This is a genomic window from Pseudomonas sp. DP-17, from assembly GCF_022380625.1.
GTDB lineage: Bacteria > Pseudomonadota > Gammaproteobacteria > Pseudomonadales > Pseudomonadaceae > Pseudomonas > Pseudomonas nitroreducens_A.
In genome coordinates, this window is the sequence record NZ_JAKSXG010000008.1 from 1 (window position 1) to 18573 (window position 18573).

Sequence of the window (18573 nt, forward strand, 5' to 3'; positions counted from 1 at the left end):
ATGCTCAATTTAATGAGCTAAAACTCTCGAATTCACGAGTGTTACTTGCGTTGCTGATAATCAGTCGATCATCAGTCTTACATCACAAGCACCCACACGAATTGCTTGATTCAACTTGTTAAAGAGCGTTTGGCTGAGGCTTTCGTCTCAACCGAGGCGCGCATTCTACGCTAACCTCATCTTTCGTCAAGCTTTATTTTTCGAAAATTTCTTTTCTACTCAACCGCTTGCGCATCAGCGAAGGAAACCTTCTCATCAGCGGGAGGCGCATTCTACAGCGATCATACTCACTGTCAAGCACCTCGGCGATCTTCTTTTCAGCGAGCCACCGAAGCAGCTGGAGAAAAGCGGCAAGTGAATCACCTGCCTGACCACCACTCTCAACTTCGAATCTCTGTAAGTACTTGATTTTCAAGTTCTTTCAGCGCTTCGTCGCTGGGAGTGGTGCGCATTATAGGGAGTTTAAATGGGCCGTCAACGACTAATTTAAACTTTCTGCAAAAAACTGTCCGGGCGATCAGTTTATCGCCACGCCCTGCCCTACCAATCGGCGCTCCTGGCGCAGCAGATAGGCGCCGACCAGAAGGCCAACCACACACAGCGCCACTACATAGTACGCCGGGCCCAGCGGGTCTTCCTTCATAAGGAGGGCAACCACCATGGGCGTCAGCCCACCGAAGATGGCGTAAGCCAGGTTGTAGGAGAAGGACAGGCCGGTGAAGCGCACTACCGCCGGGAAGGCGTTGACCATCACATAAGGCACCGCGCCGATGACGCCAACGCACAGACCGGTAACCGCATACAGCGGGAACAACCAGTCTGGGTGCGCCTTCAGGCTGGTGTAGAAGATCCAGGAGACGACACCCAGAAGAATGCTGCCCACTATAAAGGTACGCCCCGCGCCGAAACGGTCGGCGAGGCGGCCGGCCAGGATGCAGCCGACGCTCAGGCAAACGATGGCCAGGCTGTTGGCCTTCAGCGACGTGGCAGCATCGAAGCCATAGACAGTCTGCAGTACCGACGGAGTCATCAGGATCACCACCACGATACCGGCGGACAGCACCCAGGTCAGCAGCATGGACAGCACAATGGCCGGACGGTGCTCACGCACCACAACGCCGAGCGGTACTTCCTCGGCCAGTTGCTTGCGCAGTTGCAGCTCGGCGAATACCGGGGTCTCGTGCAACCAGCGGCGCAGGTAGACGGAGAACAGTCCGAAGATGCCGCCGAGCAGGAAGGGAATGCGCCAGGCGTAGCCCTGCACTTCCTCCGCGCTGTAGACACTGTTGATCAGGGTCGCCACCAACGAACCGATCAGGATGCCCGCGGTCAGACCCGACGTGAGCGTGCCGCAGGCATAGCCCACGTGGCGATGCGGGACGTGCTCGGCGACGAACACCCAGGCGCCCGGCACTTCACCACCAATGGCCGCGCCCTGGATGACGCGCAGCAGCAGGAGCGCCAGCGGTGCCCAGATACCGATCTGCGCGTAGGTGGGCAGCAGGCCCATGATCAGCGTAGGGACGGCCATCAGGAAGATGCTCAGGGTAAACATCTTCTTGCGGCCCAGCAGGTCACCGAAGTGGGCCATCACCACGCCACCCAGCGGACGGGCCAGGTAGCCGGCGGCGAACAGGCCGAAAGTCTGCAACTGACGCAGCCAGTCGGGCATGTCGGCGGGGAAGAACAGCTTGCCGACCACGGTGGCGAAGAATACGAAGATGATGAAGTCGTAGAACTCGAGAGCGCCGCCCAGGGCGGACAGCGAAAGAGTCTTGTAGTCGCTGCGGGTCAACGGACGTGACGCGGGCGCGGCAGGAGCGTTCACAGAAGGCATGGTGCTTGTTATCTCTGCAGGCAAGGAGGCTGCGGCCGGCAGCCGCAGGTGCCGCACCATAGCAAATTGCGCGGAGGCGACACAGCGGCCGCGCCCGCGGGAATTTCACCCCATCCTGCGGTCGTCGCGCCGGTCCTCCCTCTATATAATGCGGGCAGGCCGATCAAAAGCTGTCCCAAGGCCTTGCGCCGGCAGGTGTCTTGGGAGAGTTTTTCCATACCCTCACCATGAGTACGCCGGGGGCAAGAGGCCCTTACCTATGATCGAGCTCGAACAAGAAGATCCTATCCCGCAGGGCGACCTTGCCTTGCAGATCACCGCCCTGCCGCGCGAGACCAACGGCTTCGGCGACATCTTCGGTGGCTGGCTGGTGGCGCAGATGGATCTCGCCGGAACCGCCATGTCCAGCCGCATCGCCGGGGGCCGCGTGGCCACGGTGGCCATCGACCGTATGGCCTTCCTAGTCCCGGTCGCGGTCGGCGCGCAGCTCTCCTTCTATACCCAGACCCTGGAAGTGGGCCGCAGCTCGATCCGCATGCTGGTCGAGGTCTGGAGCGACGACCCGCTGTCCAGCGAATGGCGCAAGGTCACCGAGGCGGTGTTCGTCTTCGTCGCCATCGACGGCAGCGGCCGTACCCGCCCGGTTCCTCCGCGTCGTGGCTGAAAACTGAAAACGCCGGCTTTATCGCCGGCGTTTTCGTCTCTGCTTTACGGAATCAGCGCTGCGGCTTTCCGCGCACCGGCGCTCCTTCCGCCTTATAGTAGGCGGCGGTGCTACGTGGCAGCGCCGGGCGGCCGCGCACCTTATCGGCGAGCTTTTCGGCCATCATGATGGTGGTGGCGTTGAGGTTTCCGGTGATGATCAGCGGCATGATCGACGCATCGATCACCCGCAGCCCTTCCATGCCGTGCACGCGGCCTTCGCCATCGACTACCGCCATGTCGTCCTCGCCCATCTTGCAGGAGCAGGACGGGTGGAAAGCCGTTTCCGCGTGTTCCCGCACGAAGGCGTCAAGTTCGGCGTCGCTCTGCTTGTCCAGGCCCGGGCTGATCTCGCGGCCGCGATAGGGGTCGAGCGCCGGCTGGTTCATGATCTCGCGCGTGATGCGGATGGCGTCGCGGAATTCCTGCCAGTCCTGCTCGCAGGACATGTAATTGAACAGGATGCTCGGATGCTTGCGCGGATCGCGGGAGGTCAGGTTGATCCGCCCGCGGCTGGGAGAGCGCATCGAGCCCACGTGGGCCTGGAAACCGTGCTCGCTGACTGCATTGCTGCCGTTGTAGTTAATCGCCACCGGCAGGAAGTGGTACTGGATGTTCGGCCATTCGAATTCCGGGCGGCTGCGGATGAATCCGCCTGCCTCGAACTGGTTGCTCGCGCCCAGGCCGGTACCGAGGAACATCCACTGGGCGCCGATCTGCGGCTGGTTCCACCATTGCAGCGCCGGATACAGCGACACCGGCTGCTTGCAGGCGTACTGGAGGTACATCTCCAGGTGGTCCTGCAGGTTCTGGCCGACACCGGGCAGATCATGCACGACCTCGATGCCGAGATCGCGCAGCAGCGGGGCCGGGCCGACCCCGGAACGCTGCAGCAGTTGCGGAGAAGCAATGGCGCCGGAGCACACCAGCACTTCGCGGCGCGCGCGAACCTCCTTCAGCGCATTGTCATTCCCATGCAGATAGGTCGCCCCGATAGCGCGCTTGCCACTGAACAGGATGCGGTCGGTCAGCGCGTGGGTGACGATGGTCAGGTTCGGCCGCTCGCGGGCCTGGTCCAGGTAGCCACGAGCGGTACTGGCGCGACGACCTTGCGGAGTGACGGTACGGTCCATAGGACCGAAACCTTCCTGCTGGTAGCCGTTGAGGTCCTCGGTACGCGGGTAACCGGCCTGCACGCCGGCCTCGACCATGGCGTGGAACAAGGGATTGTTGCCGGCCTTGGGCGTGGTAACGCTCACCGGGCCGCTGCCGCCGTGGTAGTCGTTGGGGCCGATGTCGCGGGTCTCGGCCTTGCGGAAATAGGGCAGGCAGTCGAGATAGGTCCAGTCCTCCAGGCCCTTCTCCTGCGCCCAGCCGTCGAAGTCCATGGCGTTGCCACGGATGTAGCACATGCCATTGATCAGCGAAGAGCCGCCCAGACCCTTGCCGCGCCCGCATTCCATGCGACGGTTGTTCATGTGCGGCTCAGGATCGGTCACATAGGCCCAGTTGTAGCGGCGGCCTTGCAGCGGGTAAGCCAGCGCCGCTGGCATCTGCGTGCGAAAGTCGGCTCGGTAGTCCGGACCACCGGCTTCGAGCAGCAGCACGCTGACGTCAGCGTCCTCGGTCAGGCGGGTAGCCAGTACGTTACCGGCGGAACCGGCGCCGATGATGATGTAGTCGTATTCCTGGGACATGCAGGCCTTCCTCTTTTTCAGGCACGACACCGCCCGCGACGCGTGCGCCGGTGTCTGCGTGTTGGGGATGGCCGGTGGTCAGGGAGTCATGCCTGCGACCGGCCTTTCATGGCTCGATCGCGGCGATCAGAACACCGAGGTGTAGTCGCCCAGCTCAACCTGTACGGATTTGATGCGAGTGTAATGAGCCAGGGTGGTCAGTCCGTTCTCACGACCGACACCCGATTGCTTGTATCCGCCAACCGGCATCTCGGCCGGCGACTCGCCCCAGGTGTTGATCCAGCAGATGCCCGCTTCCAGGCGGTGGATCGCCCGGTGCGCGCGGGCCAGGTCCTGGGTCACGACGCCGGCGGCGAGACCGTACTCGGTGTCGTTGGCGCGGCGGATGGCCTCGTCTTCGGTGTCGTAGACGAGGATGCTCATGACCGGCCCGAAGATTTCCTCGCGGACGATGGTCATCTCGTCCGTGCAATCGGTGAACACGGTCGGTGCGACGTAGGCGCCCTTGCCGAACTCGCCCTGGGTGACGCGCTCGCCACCGCACAGCAGGCGGGCCTTCTGTTCCTTGCCGGACTCGATGTAGGAGAGGACGCTCTCCAGGTGCGGGAAGCTCACCAGCGGGCCGAAGTTGGTGTTCTCATCCTGCGGGTTGCCCAGGCGGATGCGCTTCACGCGCTCCAGCACCTTGGCCTCGAAGCGCGCCTGCAGGTTGCGCGGGATGAACACGCGGGTGCCGTTGGTGCAGACCTGGCCGGAGCTGAAGAAGTTGGCCATGACGGCGATGTCGGCGGCGCGGTCGAGGTTGGCGTCTTCGAAGATGATCAGCGGCGACTTGCCGCCCAGCTCCATGGTGACTTCCTTGAGCGAGGAACTCGAGGCGCTGGCCATGACCTTCTTGCCGGTGGAGGTGCCGCCGGTGAAGGAGATTTTCTCGATGACGGGGTGCTCGGTCAGCCACTGGCCGACTTCGCGGCCGCTGCCGGTGAGTACGTTGAACACGCCATCGGGCAGGCCGGCCTCGGTGTAGATCTCGGCGAGCTTCAGCGCGGTCAGCGGGGTGACTTCGCTGGGCTTGAAGATCATCGCATTGCCGGCGGCCAGGGCCGGGGCGGATTTCCACAGCGCGATCTGGATCGGATAGTTCCAGGCGCCGATACCGGCGACCACGCCCAGCGGCTCGCGACGGGTGTAGACGAAGCTGGTGTCGCGCAGCGGGATCTGCTCGCCCTCGATGGCCGGCACCAGGCCGGCGTAGTACTCGAGCACATCGGCGCCGGTGACGATGTCGACGAAGCGGGTTTCGGCCAGCGGCTTGCCGGTATCGAGGGTTTCCAGCTCGGCGAGCTCGTCGTTGCGCTCGCGGAGGATGTCCACGGCGCGACGCAGGACGCGCGAACGCTGCATGGCGGTCATTGCCGCCCAGACCTTCTGCCCTTGCACCGCCGCCTGCACGGCGCGCTCGACGTCTTCCTTCGAGGCGCGTTGTACCTGGGCGAGGACTTCACCGTTGGCCGGATTGATGGTCTCGAAGGTGGCGCCGCTGGTGGCTTCCACGTAGCGACCGCCAATGTAGAGCTTCTGTACTTCGAATCGAGCCATGGTGCAGGTGTCCTCTCTTATAGGTGTCAGCGCAAGGCTGCGCCCGCTATCCGGGGCGCTTGGCCAGTTGTTGGTCGAGATAGTCGTAGGCAATGGCCAACGCCTGCTCGGTATCGAAGGCGTCGCCCGAGAGCGCGCCCCGCAGCCAGAGTCCGTCGATCAGCGCGGCCAGCCCGCGAGCGGCGCTGCGGGCCTGGGCCAGCGGCAGTTCGCGGCGGAACTGGCTGCACAGGTTCGAATACAGCCGGTGGTCGTTGATCCGCTGCAGGCGGCGCAACTGCGGCTGGTGCATGCTGCTGGCCCAGAACGCCAGCCAGGTCTTCATCGCCGGGCCGTTTACCTGGGAACTGTCGAAGTTGCCGGCAATGATGGCCCGCAGATGCGAGCGCGGTTCGTCGTTGCGCAAGGTAGCGCGACGCTCGGCGACGGCCTTGCTCAAGGCCGACATCAAATGTCGCATCGTGGCGTCCAGCAGCCCGTTCTTGTCCTGGAAGTAGTGGCTGATGATGCCGTTGGAGACCCCCGCCAGGCGGGCGATCAGGGCGATGCTGGCGTCACCCATGCCCACCTGGTCCACCGCCTCCAACGTGGCGTGGATCAATTGGGAACGGCGAATCGGCTGCATACCGACCTTGGGCATTTCGTCTCTCCTCTTCGCCTGGACGTACCTGTGCCGTCCGGCGAGTTGTGGGCCAGTCTATTTTGTTTTTATTGAACGTTCAATCAACTAAGAATAAGCTGCGCTCCGTGAACCTCTCCGAGCCTTGTGTGCAAGCAGGCCCGAGCCGTTCATCGCCACGCCATTTTCCAACCTTCAAGGATCGCAGAATCCAGGCGGGAAGTGTCGGGTGGCAATGCTGTGTCTGTGGTTTGCGGCCCGTCGCCGTGCCTTAGTCGCGCTCGCCGGCGGCCGCCATGCGTTCACTGTCATGGGGTCATCCTCCAAATGAGTACTGCTTCGCCAATAAAAACAAACGAGCAGGTACGTCTGAATCCGATCGTGTTCTACGGTTCCACCGTGCTGATCCTGGTTCTGACCGCCGCCCTCATCCTCTTCCCCGACAGCGCCGGAGCTGTCCTGAACCGTACGCAGACGTGGCTTTCGCACAGCTTCGGCTGGTACTACATGCTGGCCATCGGGAGCTACCTGTTCTTCGTCCTGTGGGTCGCCTTCTCGCGCTACGGCCAGCTGAAACTCGGCGCCGACCACGAGAAGCCCGACTTCAGCTACGGCGCCTGGGCCGGCATGCTGTTCTCCTCCGGCATCGGCATCTCGCTGCTGTACTTCGCCGCTTCCGAGCCGATCGACCACCTCTATCATCCGCCGGAAGGCGTGGCCGGCACCCCGCAAGCCGCCCGCCAGGCACTGCAGCTGACCTTCCTGCACTGGGGCGTGCACGGCTGGGCCATCTACGCGCTGGTCGGTCTGGCAGTGGGCTATTTCGCCTATCGTCACCGCCAGCCGCTGGCCCTGCGTTCGGCCCTGCTGCCGATCCTCGGCGAGCGCTGGGTGAGGGGCGGCGCCGGCCATGCGGTGGACTGCTTCGGGATCTTCGTCACCCTGCTGGGCCTGGTGACCAACCTGGGTATCGGCGCGCTGCAGGTCTCTTCGGGCATCGAGTACCTCACCGGCATGGAGCACTCGAAAACCACCCTGCTGATCGTGCTGCTGGTGATGAGCCTGGTAGCCACGCTGGCCGCGGTATCGGGTATCGAGAAAGGCATCCGCCGGCTGTCCAACCTGAACATCGTGCTGTTCAGCTCGCTGCTGCTGTTCGTGCTGGTCTGCGGCTCCTCCCTGGAACTGCTCAACGGCTTCGTGCAGAACCTGGGCGACTACCTCAACGGCCTGGTGCTCAAGACCTTCGACCTCTACGTCTATACCGGCGGCGGCGCCGGCAAGAACGAAGAGTGGCTGGGCCTGTGGACCCTGTTCTACTGGGCCTGGTGGATTTCCTGGGCGCCCTTCGTCGGCATGTTCATCGCCCGTATTTCCCGCGGCCGCACCGTGCGCGAGCTGGTCATGGGCGTGCTGCTGATCCCGCTGGGCTTCACCCTCGCCTGGCTTTCGGTGTTCGGCAACAGCGCGGTCGACCTGGTGATGAACCACGGCGCCGCCGACCTGGGCAAGGCCGCGCTGGAGCAGCCGTCGATGTCGATCTACCTGCTGCTGGAGCACTACCCCTTCGCCAAGATCGTGATCGGCATGTCGATCTTCGTCGGCTTCGTGCTGTTCCTCACCCCGGCCGACTCCGGCTCGGTGATGCTGGCCAACCTCTCGCGCCAGGGCGGCGACCTCGACGAAGACGCCCCGCACTGGCTGCGCATCCTCTGGTCGGTGGTGATCACCCTGGTGACCATCGGCCTGCTGTTCGCCGGCAACTTCACCGCCATGCAGACCGTCGTGGTGCTGGCCGGCCTGCCGTTCTCGGCGGTGCTGATCCTGTTCATGTTCGGCCTCTACAAGGCCATGAAGCAGGATTACGAGGCGCTGCACGGGCAAGCCCCGTCGTCGGCCCTGGCGCCTGCAGCCTGATCTCCCCGGCGGCGTCGCCGACGCCGCCCGCCTGCCCAGGCAGGCCCTTCAGCCCGGCTTCGTGCCGGGCTTTCTTTTGCGCATTGCGAGCCAGGACCTTGTACCCCGCGCCTTAATGAGCCCCGCATGATCTCGCTCAAGCACGGACGAGCAGGCAGGGCTATGGTTGCAGCCACACCCCTCGCAAGGATCGTCGCCATGTCGCAACACCCGCTCTGGCAGGCCTTGGGCCGCCACTGGAAATGGATCGCCCTGCGCGGCGTCGCCGCCCTGCTGTTCGGCATCCTGGCCATGGTCTGGCCGGGCATCGTATTGACCGTGATGGTGCTGTTCTTCGGCGCCTACGCCTTCGTCGACGGCCTGTTCACGCTGATCGCCGCCGCGCAGATGCGCGAATCCGGCCGGCCCTTGTGGCCGCTGGTGCTGGTGGGGCTGCTGGGGATCGCCGCCGGGCTGGTCGCCTTCCTCTGGCCGCAGCTGACCGCACTGGGCCTGCTCATGCTGATCGCCGGCTGGGCGCTGGTGATGGGCGTACTGCAGATCATTGCCGCGATCCGCCTGCGCAAGGCGCTGCAGAACGAATGGTGGCTGGGGCTTTCCGGCGCGGTGTCGGTGCTGTTCGGCGTGCTGATGATCGGCAATCCGGGCGCCGGAGCGCTGGCCGTGGCCTGGGTGATTGGCGCCTACTCGGTGTTCTTCGGCGTGCTGCTGATCCTGCTCGCGCTGCGCCTGCGCAAGACTTCGACATTCAATGCCTGAGGAGCGCGACTGGTGCCTGCTGCGCCTGGACGACAATGGCAACCGTTTCGTCATGCGCCGCCAGCTGACCCGCGCCGAGGCCGAAGCCCTGGCGCGGGACTACCAGGCCCGCGGCCACCGGCAGACCTACTGGGCGGAGCGCGAAATGCCCCGCCCGGCTTGACTCAGCAACCGGTCAGGCGCGCTTCCACGCGCTCGGCGGGGAAGAAGATCGGCCGCAGACGCACGCCCACCGTGTTGCCGAAGAACGCCGCCACCAGCCAAAGCCAACCGTGCAGGCTGCCCGAAGCGATACCGCTGAAGTACGCGCCGATGTTGCAGCCGTAGGCCAGACGCGCGCCATAGCCCAGCAGCAGGCCACCCATCACCGCCGCGACCAGCGAGCGTGCGGGAATCTTCAGGCTCGGTGCGAAACGCCCGGCGAGACCGGCGGCCAGCAAGGCACCGATCATGATGCCGAAGTCCATCACACTGGTGACGTCCTGCCACACCGGAGCGGCCAGCGCCTTGGCGTTGGCGTCGACCTGCCAGAAGGCCCATTGGTCAACGGCGATGCCAAGACTCTCGAACGCCTTCGCTCCCCACAGCGCGAAAGCCGAGGTGACGCCCCACGGACGCCCGGCCAGTGCCAGGGTGGCGAAGTTCAGCAGCGCCAGCGCGACCGCGCCCCACACCAGCGGCCAGGGGCCACGGAAGAGTCGCCCGATGCCCTTCTCGCCGTTGCTGGCGATCAGCTCCAGTACACCGTGGCGACGGCGTTCCAGCACCACGCTGACGGCGGCGATGGCGGCAAACAGCGCAAGGCTCACCGCCAGCGCCGGGAGCAGCCCAAGGGACTGCACGATGGAGGTCGGCGGCAGTGACGGCAGGGCGAACCACCAGCCGATGTGGTGGGTGGCGATTACCGAGCCGATGATGAAGAACAGCAGCGTCACCAGCATCCGCGCATTGCCGCCGCCCACGGTGAACAGCGTGCCGGAGGCGCAGCCGCCGCCCAGCTGCATGCCGATGCCGAAGATGAAGGCGCCGACGATCACCGAGGTGCCGGCGGGCGACACCAGCCCTTTCACCGGTTCGCCGAACAGCGTGCCGGCGGCCAGCGCCGGGAAGAACAGCAGTACCGCGATGGCCAGCATCACCATCTGTGCGCGCAGGCCGGCGCCACGGCGTTCCCGGATAAACACGCGCCAGGCGGAAGTGAAGCCGAAAGCCGCGTGGTAGAGCGTCAGGCCCAGTGCGCCGCCGACCACGAACAGCAGCGCCTGTCGGCCGCTCACGGCCTGGGCGAGGAACAGCGCACCCGCCAGCAGCAGGAGGAAGGCGACCCAGAGCGCGCTGGACTTGCGCTCGGGGACAGTGGACAGGGCTAGGCTCATGGCGGCTCCGATGTTTTCGAGAGGGGCGATAGTTTAGGGAGCGTCGCGCCGCCCGCCAACTTCGTAAGGAAGCTAAGCAAATAGCTGGGGGTTACAAGAGGCTGTCAGCACTTCCCCTCGGCGCCCCGACTGCCCTCTGCCTGAAGGGAGAGGGCTGGGGAGAGGGTCCGCCGCCCACCTGGAGGGCCAGGCCAGTCGACATCTGCCCCTATATCCATGCCTTGCGCAGTGCCTTGAGCGCCTCGGCGATGCGCGCCTCCGGCACGGCGGCGAACCCCAGCACCAATCCGGCGCGCTCATCCGCCGTCTCGCCGGACTCCGGCAACCAGTAATCGCTCAGCGCATTCACTTCCACGCCCACCGCCAAGGCTTGTTGCACCAACTCCAGTTCCCGCTCGCGGCTGTCGACGCGCACGCAGAGGTGCAATCCGGCTTCCACCGCCGGCATCGGCGCGCAGCCGACGACCTCAGGCCAGCCGCGCAGCAGCGCATCGCGACGGCTGCGAGCGGCCCGACGCATACGGCGGACATGGCGCTGGAAGTGTCCTTCGGCAATGAAGTCCGCCATTACCCGCTGGGTGCCAACCTCGGAATGACGTACATCCAGCGCACGGCGGCGGGCGAAGGCCTGCGCCAGCGCCGGCGGGACGACCAGGTAACCCAGGCGCAGCGCCGGGAAGGCGATCTTGCAGAAGGTGCCGACGTAGAGCACGCGGTCATGGCGATCCAGCGCCGCCAGCGGCATCAGGGGAGTCCCGCTGTAGCGGTATTCCCCGTCGTAGTCATCCTCGACTATCCAGCCGCCGCTGCGCTGGGCCCATTCCAGCAGCTCCAGGCGCCGCGCCAGCGACAGGGTCACACCGGTGGGATACTGGTGCGACGGCGTGACATAGACCAGCCGGCAACCCGGCAACTGCTCCAGCTGCGCCGTGCACAGGCCATCGGCGTCCACCGGTACGCCGTGCAACCGCGCCCCCGCCGTGGCGAAAGCATGACCAGCGGCGCGGTAGCCGGGATTCTCGATGGCCGCGCCCTCACCCTCGGCGAGCAGTACCTGGGCGCACAGCGCAATGCCCTGCTGGGCTCCGCTGGTGATGATGATCTGCCCGGCGTCGCAATGCAGGCCGCGGGTAGTCCGCAGGTAGGCAGCAACCAGTTCGCGCAGGCGCTGCTCGCCGGCCGGGTCGCCGTAGCCCAGGCAATCAAGCGGCGGATCGCGCCAGAACCGCGCCTGCAGCCGTGCCCAGGTGTCGAACGGGAAGAGGTCGAAGGCCGGCACGCCGACCCGGAACGCCCGCGGCGCGCCGGTCGGCGGCAGTGGCAGATGGTGCCGCGCGAGGCGCTCCAGGGACGGCGCATCCGGGCTGCCAGCTTCGCCACGAATCACATCGACCGAGGGCTGAACCCGTTCCGCGACGTAGGTGCCATCGCCCGTGCGGCCCTCGATGTAACCCTCGGCGTAGAGCTGCTCGTAGGCGCGCACCACGGTATTGCGCGAAACACCCAGCGATGATGCCAGGTCCCGGCTGGCTGGCAGACGCGAGCGGGCGGCCAGGCGACCATCGAGGATGCGCTCGCGCAGTGCCTGGAACAGCTGAACGCCCAGGGGGCGGGCAGGATCGAGGCGGATGCCGGAAGGGTTGAAGGGCAACGGGACACTCATGGAGAAGGCTTCCAGGACGGCGGCAATGGCTCTCTTGATTTCACCATGAATGGCTCTTTAGTAGAACCAATTCCGGACCTAGTCTGGGAGCATTCCAACGCACACAAGGTTGTCAGCATGTCTTCCGCCGTCGATATCCGCCCGATCACCGCCGATGATCACGCCGCCTGGTTGCCGCTGTGGCAGGGTTACCAGCGCTTCTACAAGACCCGCATCGACGAGGCCACAAGCGCCGTCACCTGGCAGCGCTTCCTCGATGCGGCCGAGCCGATGCATGCCGCCCTCGCCTGGCGCGACGGCGTGGCCATCGGCATGGTGCATTTCATCTACCACCGTTCCTGCTGGACCCAGGGCGACTACGTCTACCTGCAGGACCTGTACGTTGCCGAGGGCCAGCGCGGCGGCGGCATCGGCGCGCAGCTGATCGAGCACGTCTACGCCGACGCCCGCGCCAACGGCGCCTCGCGCGTGCACTGGCTGACCCACGAGAGCAATACCGACGCCATGTTCCTCTACGACCGGATCGCCGACCGCTCCGGGTTCGTCCAGTACCGCAAGATTCTCTGAGCCGGAGCGCCCATGAACGAACAACCCCTGCTGAACTGGCGCCCCGCCGCCAGCCCCGAACGTCGCACCCTGGCCGGTCGCCACATCAATCTGGCGCCGCTGGATCCGGCTCTCCACGGCGATGACCTGTGGCAAGCGCTGCAGGGCCCGGACTCCGATCCGGCGCTGTGGGACTACCTGCCCTACGGCCCCTTCCCCGAGCGCGCGCCTTTCGATGCGTGGCTCGCAGGCAATGCAGCGAGCAACGATCCGCTGTTCTTCGCGGTGATCGACCGCGCGAGCGGCCGGGCGGTCGGCCTGCTCAGCTACCTGCGAATCTTCCCCAAGGACGGCAGCATCGAGATCGGTCACATCGCCTATGGCCGCGTGATGCAGCGCTCGCCGGCCTCCACCGAGGCGGTCTACCTGCTGGCACGCTGGGCCTTCGAGATGCGCTACCGGCGCCTGGAATGGAAGTGCAACGCGCTCAATGCCCGCTCCATGCGCGCCGCCGTGCGCCTGGGCTTCGTCTTCGAGGGCACCTTCCGCCAGGCCACGGTGGTGAAGGACCGCAACCGCGACACCGCGTGGTTTTCCATCATCGACCGCGAATGGCCGCCCTGCCAGCGGGCGTTCGAGCGCTGGCTGGACGCTGCCAACTTCGATGCCAACGGCCAGCAGCGCGAACGCCTCGAAGCCCTGCGCCAGAGCTGATCTTTTCATTCTCCGGGAACTGCCTGAGGCGCGAAGGATCGGTGATACTGAAACTTTCGCACCGCAGTCCCGGAGACCACCATGAGCAGCGACATCCAGCCCCCCCGCGTCGAGCAGGTACAGATCGATCAACTGTCCTGCTGGCGTATCCACACCGCCCATGGTGAAGCCCTGATCGCTCAGCAGGGTGCGCAACTGCTGAGCTACCAGCCCCACGAACAGCCGCCGCTGGTCTGGCTGAGCGAAACTGCCGAGTACCGTCACGGCCAGTCCGTTCGCGGCGGGGTACCGGTGTGCTGGCCCTGGTTCGGCAACCTGGACCGCAACCCGGTGGATATCCGCACCGCCTACCAGGGCGACAAGCCGCCAGCCCACGGCCTGGTGCGCGCGCTCGACTGGCAGCTGGACGACATCGCCGACGAGCAGGGCCGGCTGTCGGCGCACTTCAGCTTCGACGCAAGCCAGGGCCTGCCGGGCTGGGCGCACTCGGCGCGGCTGGAGCTGGTGATGCGCTTCGGCGAACGCCTGACCCTGGAGATGACCACCCACAACCTCGGCGACAAGCCGCTGCCGCTGACCCAGGCGCTGCATACCTACTTTGCCGTCAGCGACTGCCGCCAGATCAGTATCGAAGGTCTGCAGGGCAACCGCTACCTGGACGCCATGGAGAACTGGGGGGAGCGCCAGCAGCACGGCGTGATCCGCATCACCGGCGAGACCGATCGCGTCTACCTGGACGTGGAGAAGACCCTGGTGATCCAGGACCCGCTGTGGGAGCGCTGCATCCACGTCAAGGCCGGCGGCTCGCGCTCGGCGGTGGTGTGGAATCCGTGGATCGACAAGGCCGCTCGCCTGTCGCAGATGCCCGACGATGCCTGGACGGAAATGCTCTGCATCGAAACCGCGCGGGTAATGGACGACGCCATGAGCGTGGCGCCGGGCCGTAGCGAGACGATGAGCGTGGAAATCTGGAGCGAGCCGCTGAAGGCCTGATCACTCAGCGGTATGACCGCGACGCGGTGGTTACAGATCGCTCTCTTCCACCGGTCGCACCTTGGCATCGTCGATGGCATAGGCGGCGTCGGCCAGATCATTGCTGACCTTCTCCACCTTCAGCGTGCCGCTGACCCAGATCGGATTGTAGATATCGTCGATCTGGATTCCCTTGGGGTAGCGCACCAGCACGATCTGGTTCGGCGGCGGCGGCGGCACGTGGATGCAGGCGCCTGGGTACGGCACCAGGAAGAACTCGGTCACGCGGCCCTTGGCGTCGTTCTCCAGCGGCACCGGGTAACCGCCCAGGCGCAGCGCCTTGCCATTCAGCGCCGCCACAGTCCTGGTCGAATACATCACCTGCGGCAGCTTCTTGTCGGACTGTTTCAGCCCGCCCTTGTTGGTGAAGGTGCCGTTGGCCTCGGGGCCGTTGTGGGTGATTTCCGGCATGTCTTCCAGCGCCTTGCGGTCGCTCGGCGGCATCAGGGACAGCCAGTCGGTTTCGGGGAGTTCGGCGGCGGACGCCAGGGAAGTGAGCACTATCAGGCAGCAGGCGAGCAATGGTCGGCGCATCGTGGACTCGAAGGGCCCGGTCGGGCACAGGCGGTAAGGGCTTCCTGCGCCCTCCCCCATGGCGGGAGAGGGGCGGAAATCACCGTCAATTCTTCTTGATCAGGCCGTAAATGACCAGCAGCACGATGGCGCCGATCACCGCGCCAATGAAGCCCGCCGCCTGGCCGGCCGCGTAGATGCCCAGTGCCTGGCCGCCGTAGGTGGCCAACAACGAGCCGCCGATGCCGATCAGGATGGTCATGATCCAGCCCATGCTGTCATCGCCAGGCTTCAGAAAGCGAGCGATGAGTCCGACGATCAGGCCGATGACGATGGTTCCGATTAATCCCATGACAGTCCCTCCTTGTGGGTTGAGCGCGGTGGGTGCGCGCCTGTCATGGGACAGTGTAGGAAACACCGGCGTTCCGTGTTTCGCCGCGTGCCAGAGCGACCGAGAGTGTTTCGCGAGCCTTACAGCACTCCGCCGATCGCCCATGAAAAAAGCCGCGTCAGTGATTGACGCGGCTTTTTCGTACAGCTGACCGTCAGGCCTTGGCGATCAGCGCCTCGACTTCGGCAATGCGCGCCTTCAGGGTCGGCAGGTCGGCGCTGCGCAGGGTGGCATGGCCGACCTTGCGCCCGGCCTTGAAGGCCTTGCCGTAGTGGTGCAGGTGGCAGTCGGCGATGTTCAGCACCTCGGCCACCGGCGGCACCTCGCCGATGAAGTTGAGCATGGCGCTCTCGCCCACTTTCGCGGTCGAGCCCAGCGGCAGGCCGGCGATGGCGCGCACGTGGTTCTCGAACTGGCTGCACTCGGAACCTTCGATGGTCCAATGACCGGAGTTGTGCACGCGCGGGGCGATTTCGTTGGCCTTCAGGCCACCATCGACCTCGAAGAACTCGAAGGCCAGCACACCGACGTACTGCAGCTTGTCCAGCACGCGGCCGACGTAGTCTTCGGCCAGCTTCTGCAGCGGGTGGTCGGTGCTCGCCACGGACAGGCGCAGGATGCCGTTCTCGTGGGTATTGTGCACCAGCGGGTAGAAGCGGGTCTCGCCATCGCGGGCACGTACCGCCACCAGCGAGACTTCGCCGGTGAAGGGCACGAAGCCTTCGAGGATGCAGGGCACGCTGCCCAGTTCGGCGAAGGCACCGCTGACGTCCTCGGCCTTGCGCAGGACCTTCTGGCCCTTGCCGTCGTAGCCCAGGGTGCGGGTCTTCATCACCGCCGGCAGGCCGATGCTGGCCGCCGCGGCGTCGAGGTCGGCCTGGGACTGCACGTCGGCGAAGGCCGGGGTCGGAATCCCCAGGTCCTTGAACATGGATTTTTCGAACCAGCGGTCGCGGGCGATACGCAGCGACTCGGCGTTCGGATAGACCGGCACGAACTGCGAGAGGAAGGCCACGGTCTCGGCCGGCACGCTCTCGAACTCGAAGGTCACCACGTCGACTTCATCGGCCAGCTGGCGCAGGTGTTCCTGGTCGCCGTAGTCGGCACGGATGTGCTCGCCCAGGGCTTGCGCGCAGGCGTCCGGCGCCGGGTCGAGGAAGGCGAAGTTCATGCCCAGCGGGGTGCCCGCCAGGGACAGCATGCGGCCCAGCTGGCCGCCACCGATGACACCGATCTTCATGGTCGTACTCAGGCCTCGCGCGGATCGGGATTGTCCAGCACCGTCTCGGTCTGGGTGGCGCGGAACTGCTTCAGCGCCTCGTGGTATTGGGGGTACTTGGCACCCAGGATGCTGGCGGAGAGCAGCGCGGCGTTGGTCGCACCGGCCTTGCCGATGGCCAGGGTGGCGACCGGGACGCCCGCGGGCATCTGCACGATGGACAGCAGCGAATCGACGCCCGAGAGCATGGAGGACTGCACCGGCACGCCGAGGACCGGCAGGTGGGTCTTGGCGGCGCACATGCCCGGCAGGTGGGCGGCACCGCCGGCGCCGGCGATGATCACTTCGATGCCGCGGCCATCGGCCTCTTCGGCGTACTGGAACAGCAGGTCCGGAGTACGGTGGGCGGAAACCACCTTCACTTCATACGGAATGCCGAGCTTGTCCAGCATGTCTGCGGTGTGGCTCAGGGTGCTCCAGTCGGATTTGGAGCCCATGATCACGCCAACCAGTGCGCTCATCGTCGTGCCTCTCTCAAGTGCGCTCTTGGGCGCGTCAGAAACCAACAAGCCACGCTCGTTAAAGGCGTGGCTTGTACGTGGCCAAACCGGCGGGCAGTGCCGGCTTGAAGGCGGCGCAGTATACCGCAAAGGATGTGGCACAGTGCACTGGGCATGACCGTTGGTCCCGATTTCGTCATTCCGCCACCGACAAGGCCTAAGACGACCCCGGAAACGACTTCGGAAAAGCTTGCCGCAGCTCAAGATGGCCTAGGCTCAGAGGCTCAGACTCGTCTGACGACCCTGCCCGGATGGGGCAGGTCCCTCACCCTTCAAGGAGCGAGCGCAATGTCCACGACCCTGCCCACGACCATGAAAGCCGCTGTCGTCCACGCCTTTGGCGAACCGCTGCGAATCGAGGAAGTCAAAGTCCCGCTGCCCGGCCCCGGGCAGATCCTGGTGAAGATCGAGGCCTCCGGCGTCTGCCACACCGACCTGCACGCCGCAGAAGGCGACTGGCCGGTGAAGCCGAGCCTGCCCTTCATCCCCGGTCATGAAGGCGTCGGCTTCGTCGCCGCGGTCGGCGCCGGCGTCACCCGCGTGAAGGAAGGCGATCGCGTCGGCGTGCCCTGGCTGTACACCGCCTGCGGCTGCTGCGAACACTGCCTGACCGGCTGGGAGACGCTCTGCGAGAGCCAGCAGAACACCGGCTACTCGGTGAACGGCGGCTACGCCGAATACGTGCTGGCGGACCCGAACTACGTCGGCATCCTGCCCAAGCAGGTCGGCTTCCTGGAAATCGCGCCGATCCTCTGCGCGGGCGTCACCGTCTACAAGGGCCTGAAGGAAACCGGCGCGCGCCCCGGCCAGTGGGTGGCGATTTCCGGCATTGGCGGCCTGGGCCACGTGGCCGTGCAGTATGCCAAGGCCATGGGCCTGCATGTGGTCGCGGTGGACGTGGATGATGCCAAGCTGGAGCTGGCGCGCAAGCTCGGCGCCAGTCTGACCATCAACGCGAAGAAGGAAGACCCCGTCGAAGTGGTGCAGCGCGACATCGGCGGCGCCCACGGCGTGCTGGTCACCGCCGTTTCCAACAGCGCCTTCGGCCAGGGCATCGGCATGGCCCGCCGGGGCGGCACCGTGTCGCTGGTCGGCCTGCCACCGGGCGACTTCCCCACGCCGATCTTCGACGTGGTGCTCAAGGGCCTGCACATCACCGGCTCCATCGTCGGCACCCGTGCCGACCTGCAGGAAGCCCTGGACTTCGCCGGCGAAGGGCTGGTGAAGGCCACCGTCAGCGCCGGCAAGCTGGATGACATCAACGGCATCCTTGATCGGATGCGTGCCGGGCAGATCGAAGGACGGATCGTCGTCGAGATGTAAGCGCAGCAGGCTCTACGCAGGACGACGTGGAGCGCAGCGATACCCATCAATGGCGGCGTTGGCTGCATGGGTATCGCTGCGCTCCACCCTTCCTACAAAAGCGTCC

At 65.5% G+C, this 18573-nt stretch carries 18 protein-coding genes; 8 read left to right on the top strand and 10 right to left on the bottom strand.

All coding sequences use genetic code 11. From position 1 onward, the window contains the following. Window positions 1-517 precede the first annotated feature (517 nt). Complete coding sequence (locus MJ122_RS12990; protein ID WP_239744461.1) at window positions 518-1837, bottom strand: MFS transporter; 1320 nt, start codon at window positions 1835-1837, stop codon at window positions 518-520. A 259-nt stretch (window positions 1838-2096) separates the two neighbouring features. Here MJ122_RS12990 and MJ122_RS12995 point away from each other — a divergent pair, with 259 nt between their 5' ends. Then, the gene (locus MJ122_RS12995; RefSeq protein WP_017521585.1) at window positions 2097-2501 is read left to right on the top strand and encodes an acyl-CoA thioesterase; all 405 of its coding nucleotides are present in this window, start codon (window positions 2097-2099) and stop codon (window positions 2499-2501) included. Window positions 2502-2553: 52 nt separating this feature from the next. Here MJ122_RS12995 and betA read toward each other — a convergent pair whose 3' ends face one another. The 3 genes from betA to betI form a co-directional block, all read right to left on the bottom strand. Next, window positions 2554-4236, bottom strand: a complete 1683-nt coding sequence (betA, locus tag MJ122_RS13000; RefSeq protein ID WP_239744462.1) for a choline dehydrogenase — start codon at window positions 4234-4236, stop codon at window positions 2554-2556. A gap of 126 nt (window positions 4237-4362) precedes the next feature. Further along, window positions 4363-5835: a betaine-aldehyde dehydrogenase gene (gene betB, locus MJ122_RS13005; protein ID WP_088420852.1), complete on the bottom strand. Its 1473-nt coding sequence runs from the start codon at window positions 5833-5835 to the stop codon at window positions 4363-4365. 46 nt (window positions 5836-5881) lie between these two features. Next, a complete protein-coding gene (betI, locus tag MJ122_RS13010; RefSeq protein WP_017521582.1) occupies window positions 5882-6475 on the bottom strand; it encodes a transcriptional regulator BetI in 594 nt (197 codons plus the stop codon). 360 nt (window positions 6476-6835) lie between these two features. Here betI and MJ122_RS13015 point away from each other — a divergent pair, with 360 nt between their 5' ends. From MJ122_RS13015 to MJ122_RS13025, 3 genes are all read left to right on the top strand, one after another. Next, a complete protein-coding gene (locus MJ122_RS13015; RefSeq protein WP_088420851.1) occupies window positions 6836-8371 on the top strand; it encodes a BCCT family transporter in 1536 nt (511 codons plus the stop codon). A gap of 198 nt (window positions 8372-8569) precedes the next feature. After that, window positions 8570-9130: an HdeD family acid-resistance protein gene (locus tag MJ122_RS13020; RefSeq protein WP_088420850.1), complete on the top strand. Its 561-nt coding sequence runs from the start codon at window positions 8570-8572 to the stop codon at window positions 9128-9130. After that, window positions 9123-9293 (top strand): hypothetical protein, encoded by a 171-nt coding sequence (locus MJ122_RS13025; RefSeq protein ID WP_141099366.1) that lies wholly within the window; start codon window positions 9123-9125, stop codon window positions 9291-9293. The genes MJ122_RS13020 and MJ122_RS13025 overlap by 8 nt, the downstream gene beginning before the upstream one ends. A 1-nt stretch (window position 9294) precedes the next feature. On the opposite strand, the gene MJ122_RS13030 is transcribed toward MJ122_RS13025, so the two are convergent. Beyond that, window positions 9295-10506 (bottom strand): YeeE/YedE family protein, encoded by a 1212-nt coding sequence (locus MJ122_RS13030; RefSeq protein ID WP_088420849.1) that lies wholly within the window; start codon window positions 10504-10506, stop codon window positions 9295-9297. Between the two features lie 208 nt (window positions 10507-10714). After that, window positions 10715-12169, bottom strand: coding sequence for a PLP-dependent aminotransferase family protein (locus tag MJ122_RS13035; RefSeq protein ID WP_239744463.1), 1455 nt, complete (start codon window positions 12167-12169; stop codon window positions 10715-10717). 117 nt (window positions 12170-12286) lie between these two features. Here MJ122_RS13035 and MJ122_RS13040 point away from each other — a divergent pair, with 117 nt between their 5' ends. The 3 genes from MJ122_RS13040 to MJ122_RS13050 all read left to right on the top strand — a co-directional run bounded on the left by MJ122_RS13040 (window position 12287) and on the right by MJ122_RS13050 (window position 14422). Beyond that, entirely contained in the window at window positions 12287-12736 is a 450-nt protein-coding gene (locus tag MJ122_RS13040; RefSeq protein WP_088420847.1) for a GNAT family N-acetyltransferase, read from the top strand. Between the two features lie 12 nt (window positions 12737-12748). After that, window positions 12749-13429 carry a GNAT family protein gene (locus MJ122_RS13045; protein WP_239744464.1) on the top strand — a complete coding sequence of 227 codons (681 nt, stop codon included), beginning with the start codon at window positions 12749-12751 and terminating at the stop codon, window positions 13427-13429. An 81-nt stretch (window positions 13430-13510) separates the two neighbouring features. After that, the gene (locus tag MJ122_RS13050; protein WP_239744465.1) at window positions 13511-14422 is read left to right on the top strand and encodes a D-hexose-6-phosphate mutarotase; all 912 of its coding nucleotides are present in this window, start codon (window positions 13511-13513) and stop codon (window positions 14420-14422) included. A gap of 30 nt (window positions 14423-14452) precedes the next feature. Here the strand turns inward: MJ122_RS13050 and MJ122_RS13055 are convergent, their stop codons facing one another. From MJ122_RS13055 to purE, 4 genes are all read right to left on the bottom strand, one after another. Next, on the bottom strand, window positions 14453-14995 hold the full coding sequence (locus MJ122_RS13055; RefSeq protein WP_026079325.1) for a DUF3299 domain-containing protein: 543 nt from the start codon (window positions 14993-14995) through the stop codon (window positions 14453-14455). A gap of 85 nt (window positions 14996-15080) precedes the next feature. Then, a complete protein-coding gene (locus tag MJ122_RS13060) occupies window positions 15081-15326 on the bottom strand; it encodes a GlsB/YeaQ/YmgE family stress response membrane protein (protein ID WP_017521572.1) in 246 nt (81 codons plus the stop codon). A 193-nt stretch (window positions 15327-15519) separates the two neighbouring features. After that, complete coding sequence (locus MJ122_RS13065) at window positions 15520-16605, bottom strand: 5-(carboxyamino)imidazole ribonucleotide synthase (RefSeq protein ID WP_239744466.1); 1086 nt, start codon at window positions 16603-16605, stop codon at window positions 15520-15522. An 8-nt stretch (window positions 16606-16613) separates the two neighbouring features. Further along, on the bottom strand, window positions 16614-17105 hold the full coding sequence (purE, locus tag MJ122_RS13070) for a 5-(carboxyamino)imidazole ribonucleotide mutase (RefSeq protein ID WP_017521570.1): 492 nt from the start codon (window positions 17103-17105) through the stop codon (window positions 16614-16616). Window positions 17106-17432: 327 nt separating this feature from the next. Between purE and adhP the strand changes: the two genes are divergently transcribed. Beyond that, window positions 17433-18467: an alcohol dehydrogenase AdhP gene (adhP, locus tag MJ122_RS13075; protein WP_239744467.1), complete on the top strand. Its 1035-nt coding sequence runs from the start codon at window positions 17433-17435 to the stop codon at window positions 18465-18467. Window positions 18468-18573 lie beyond the last annotated feature (106 nt).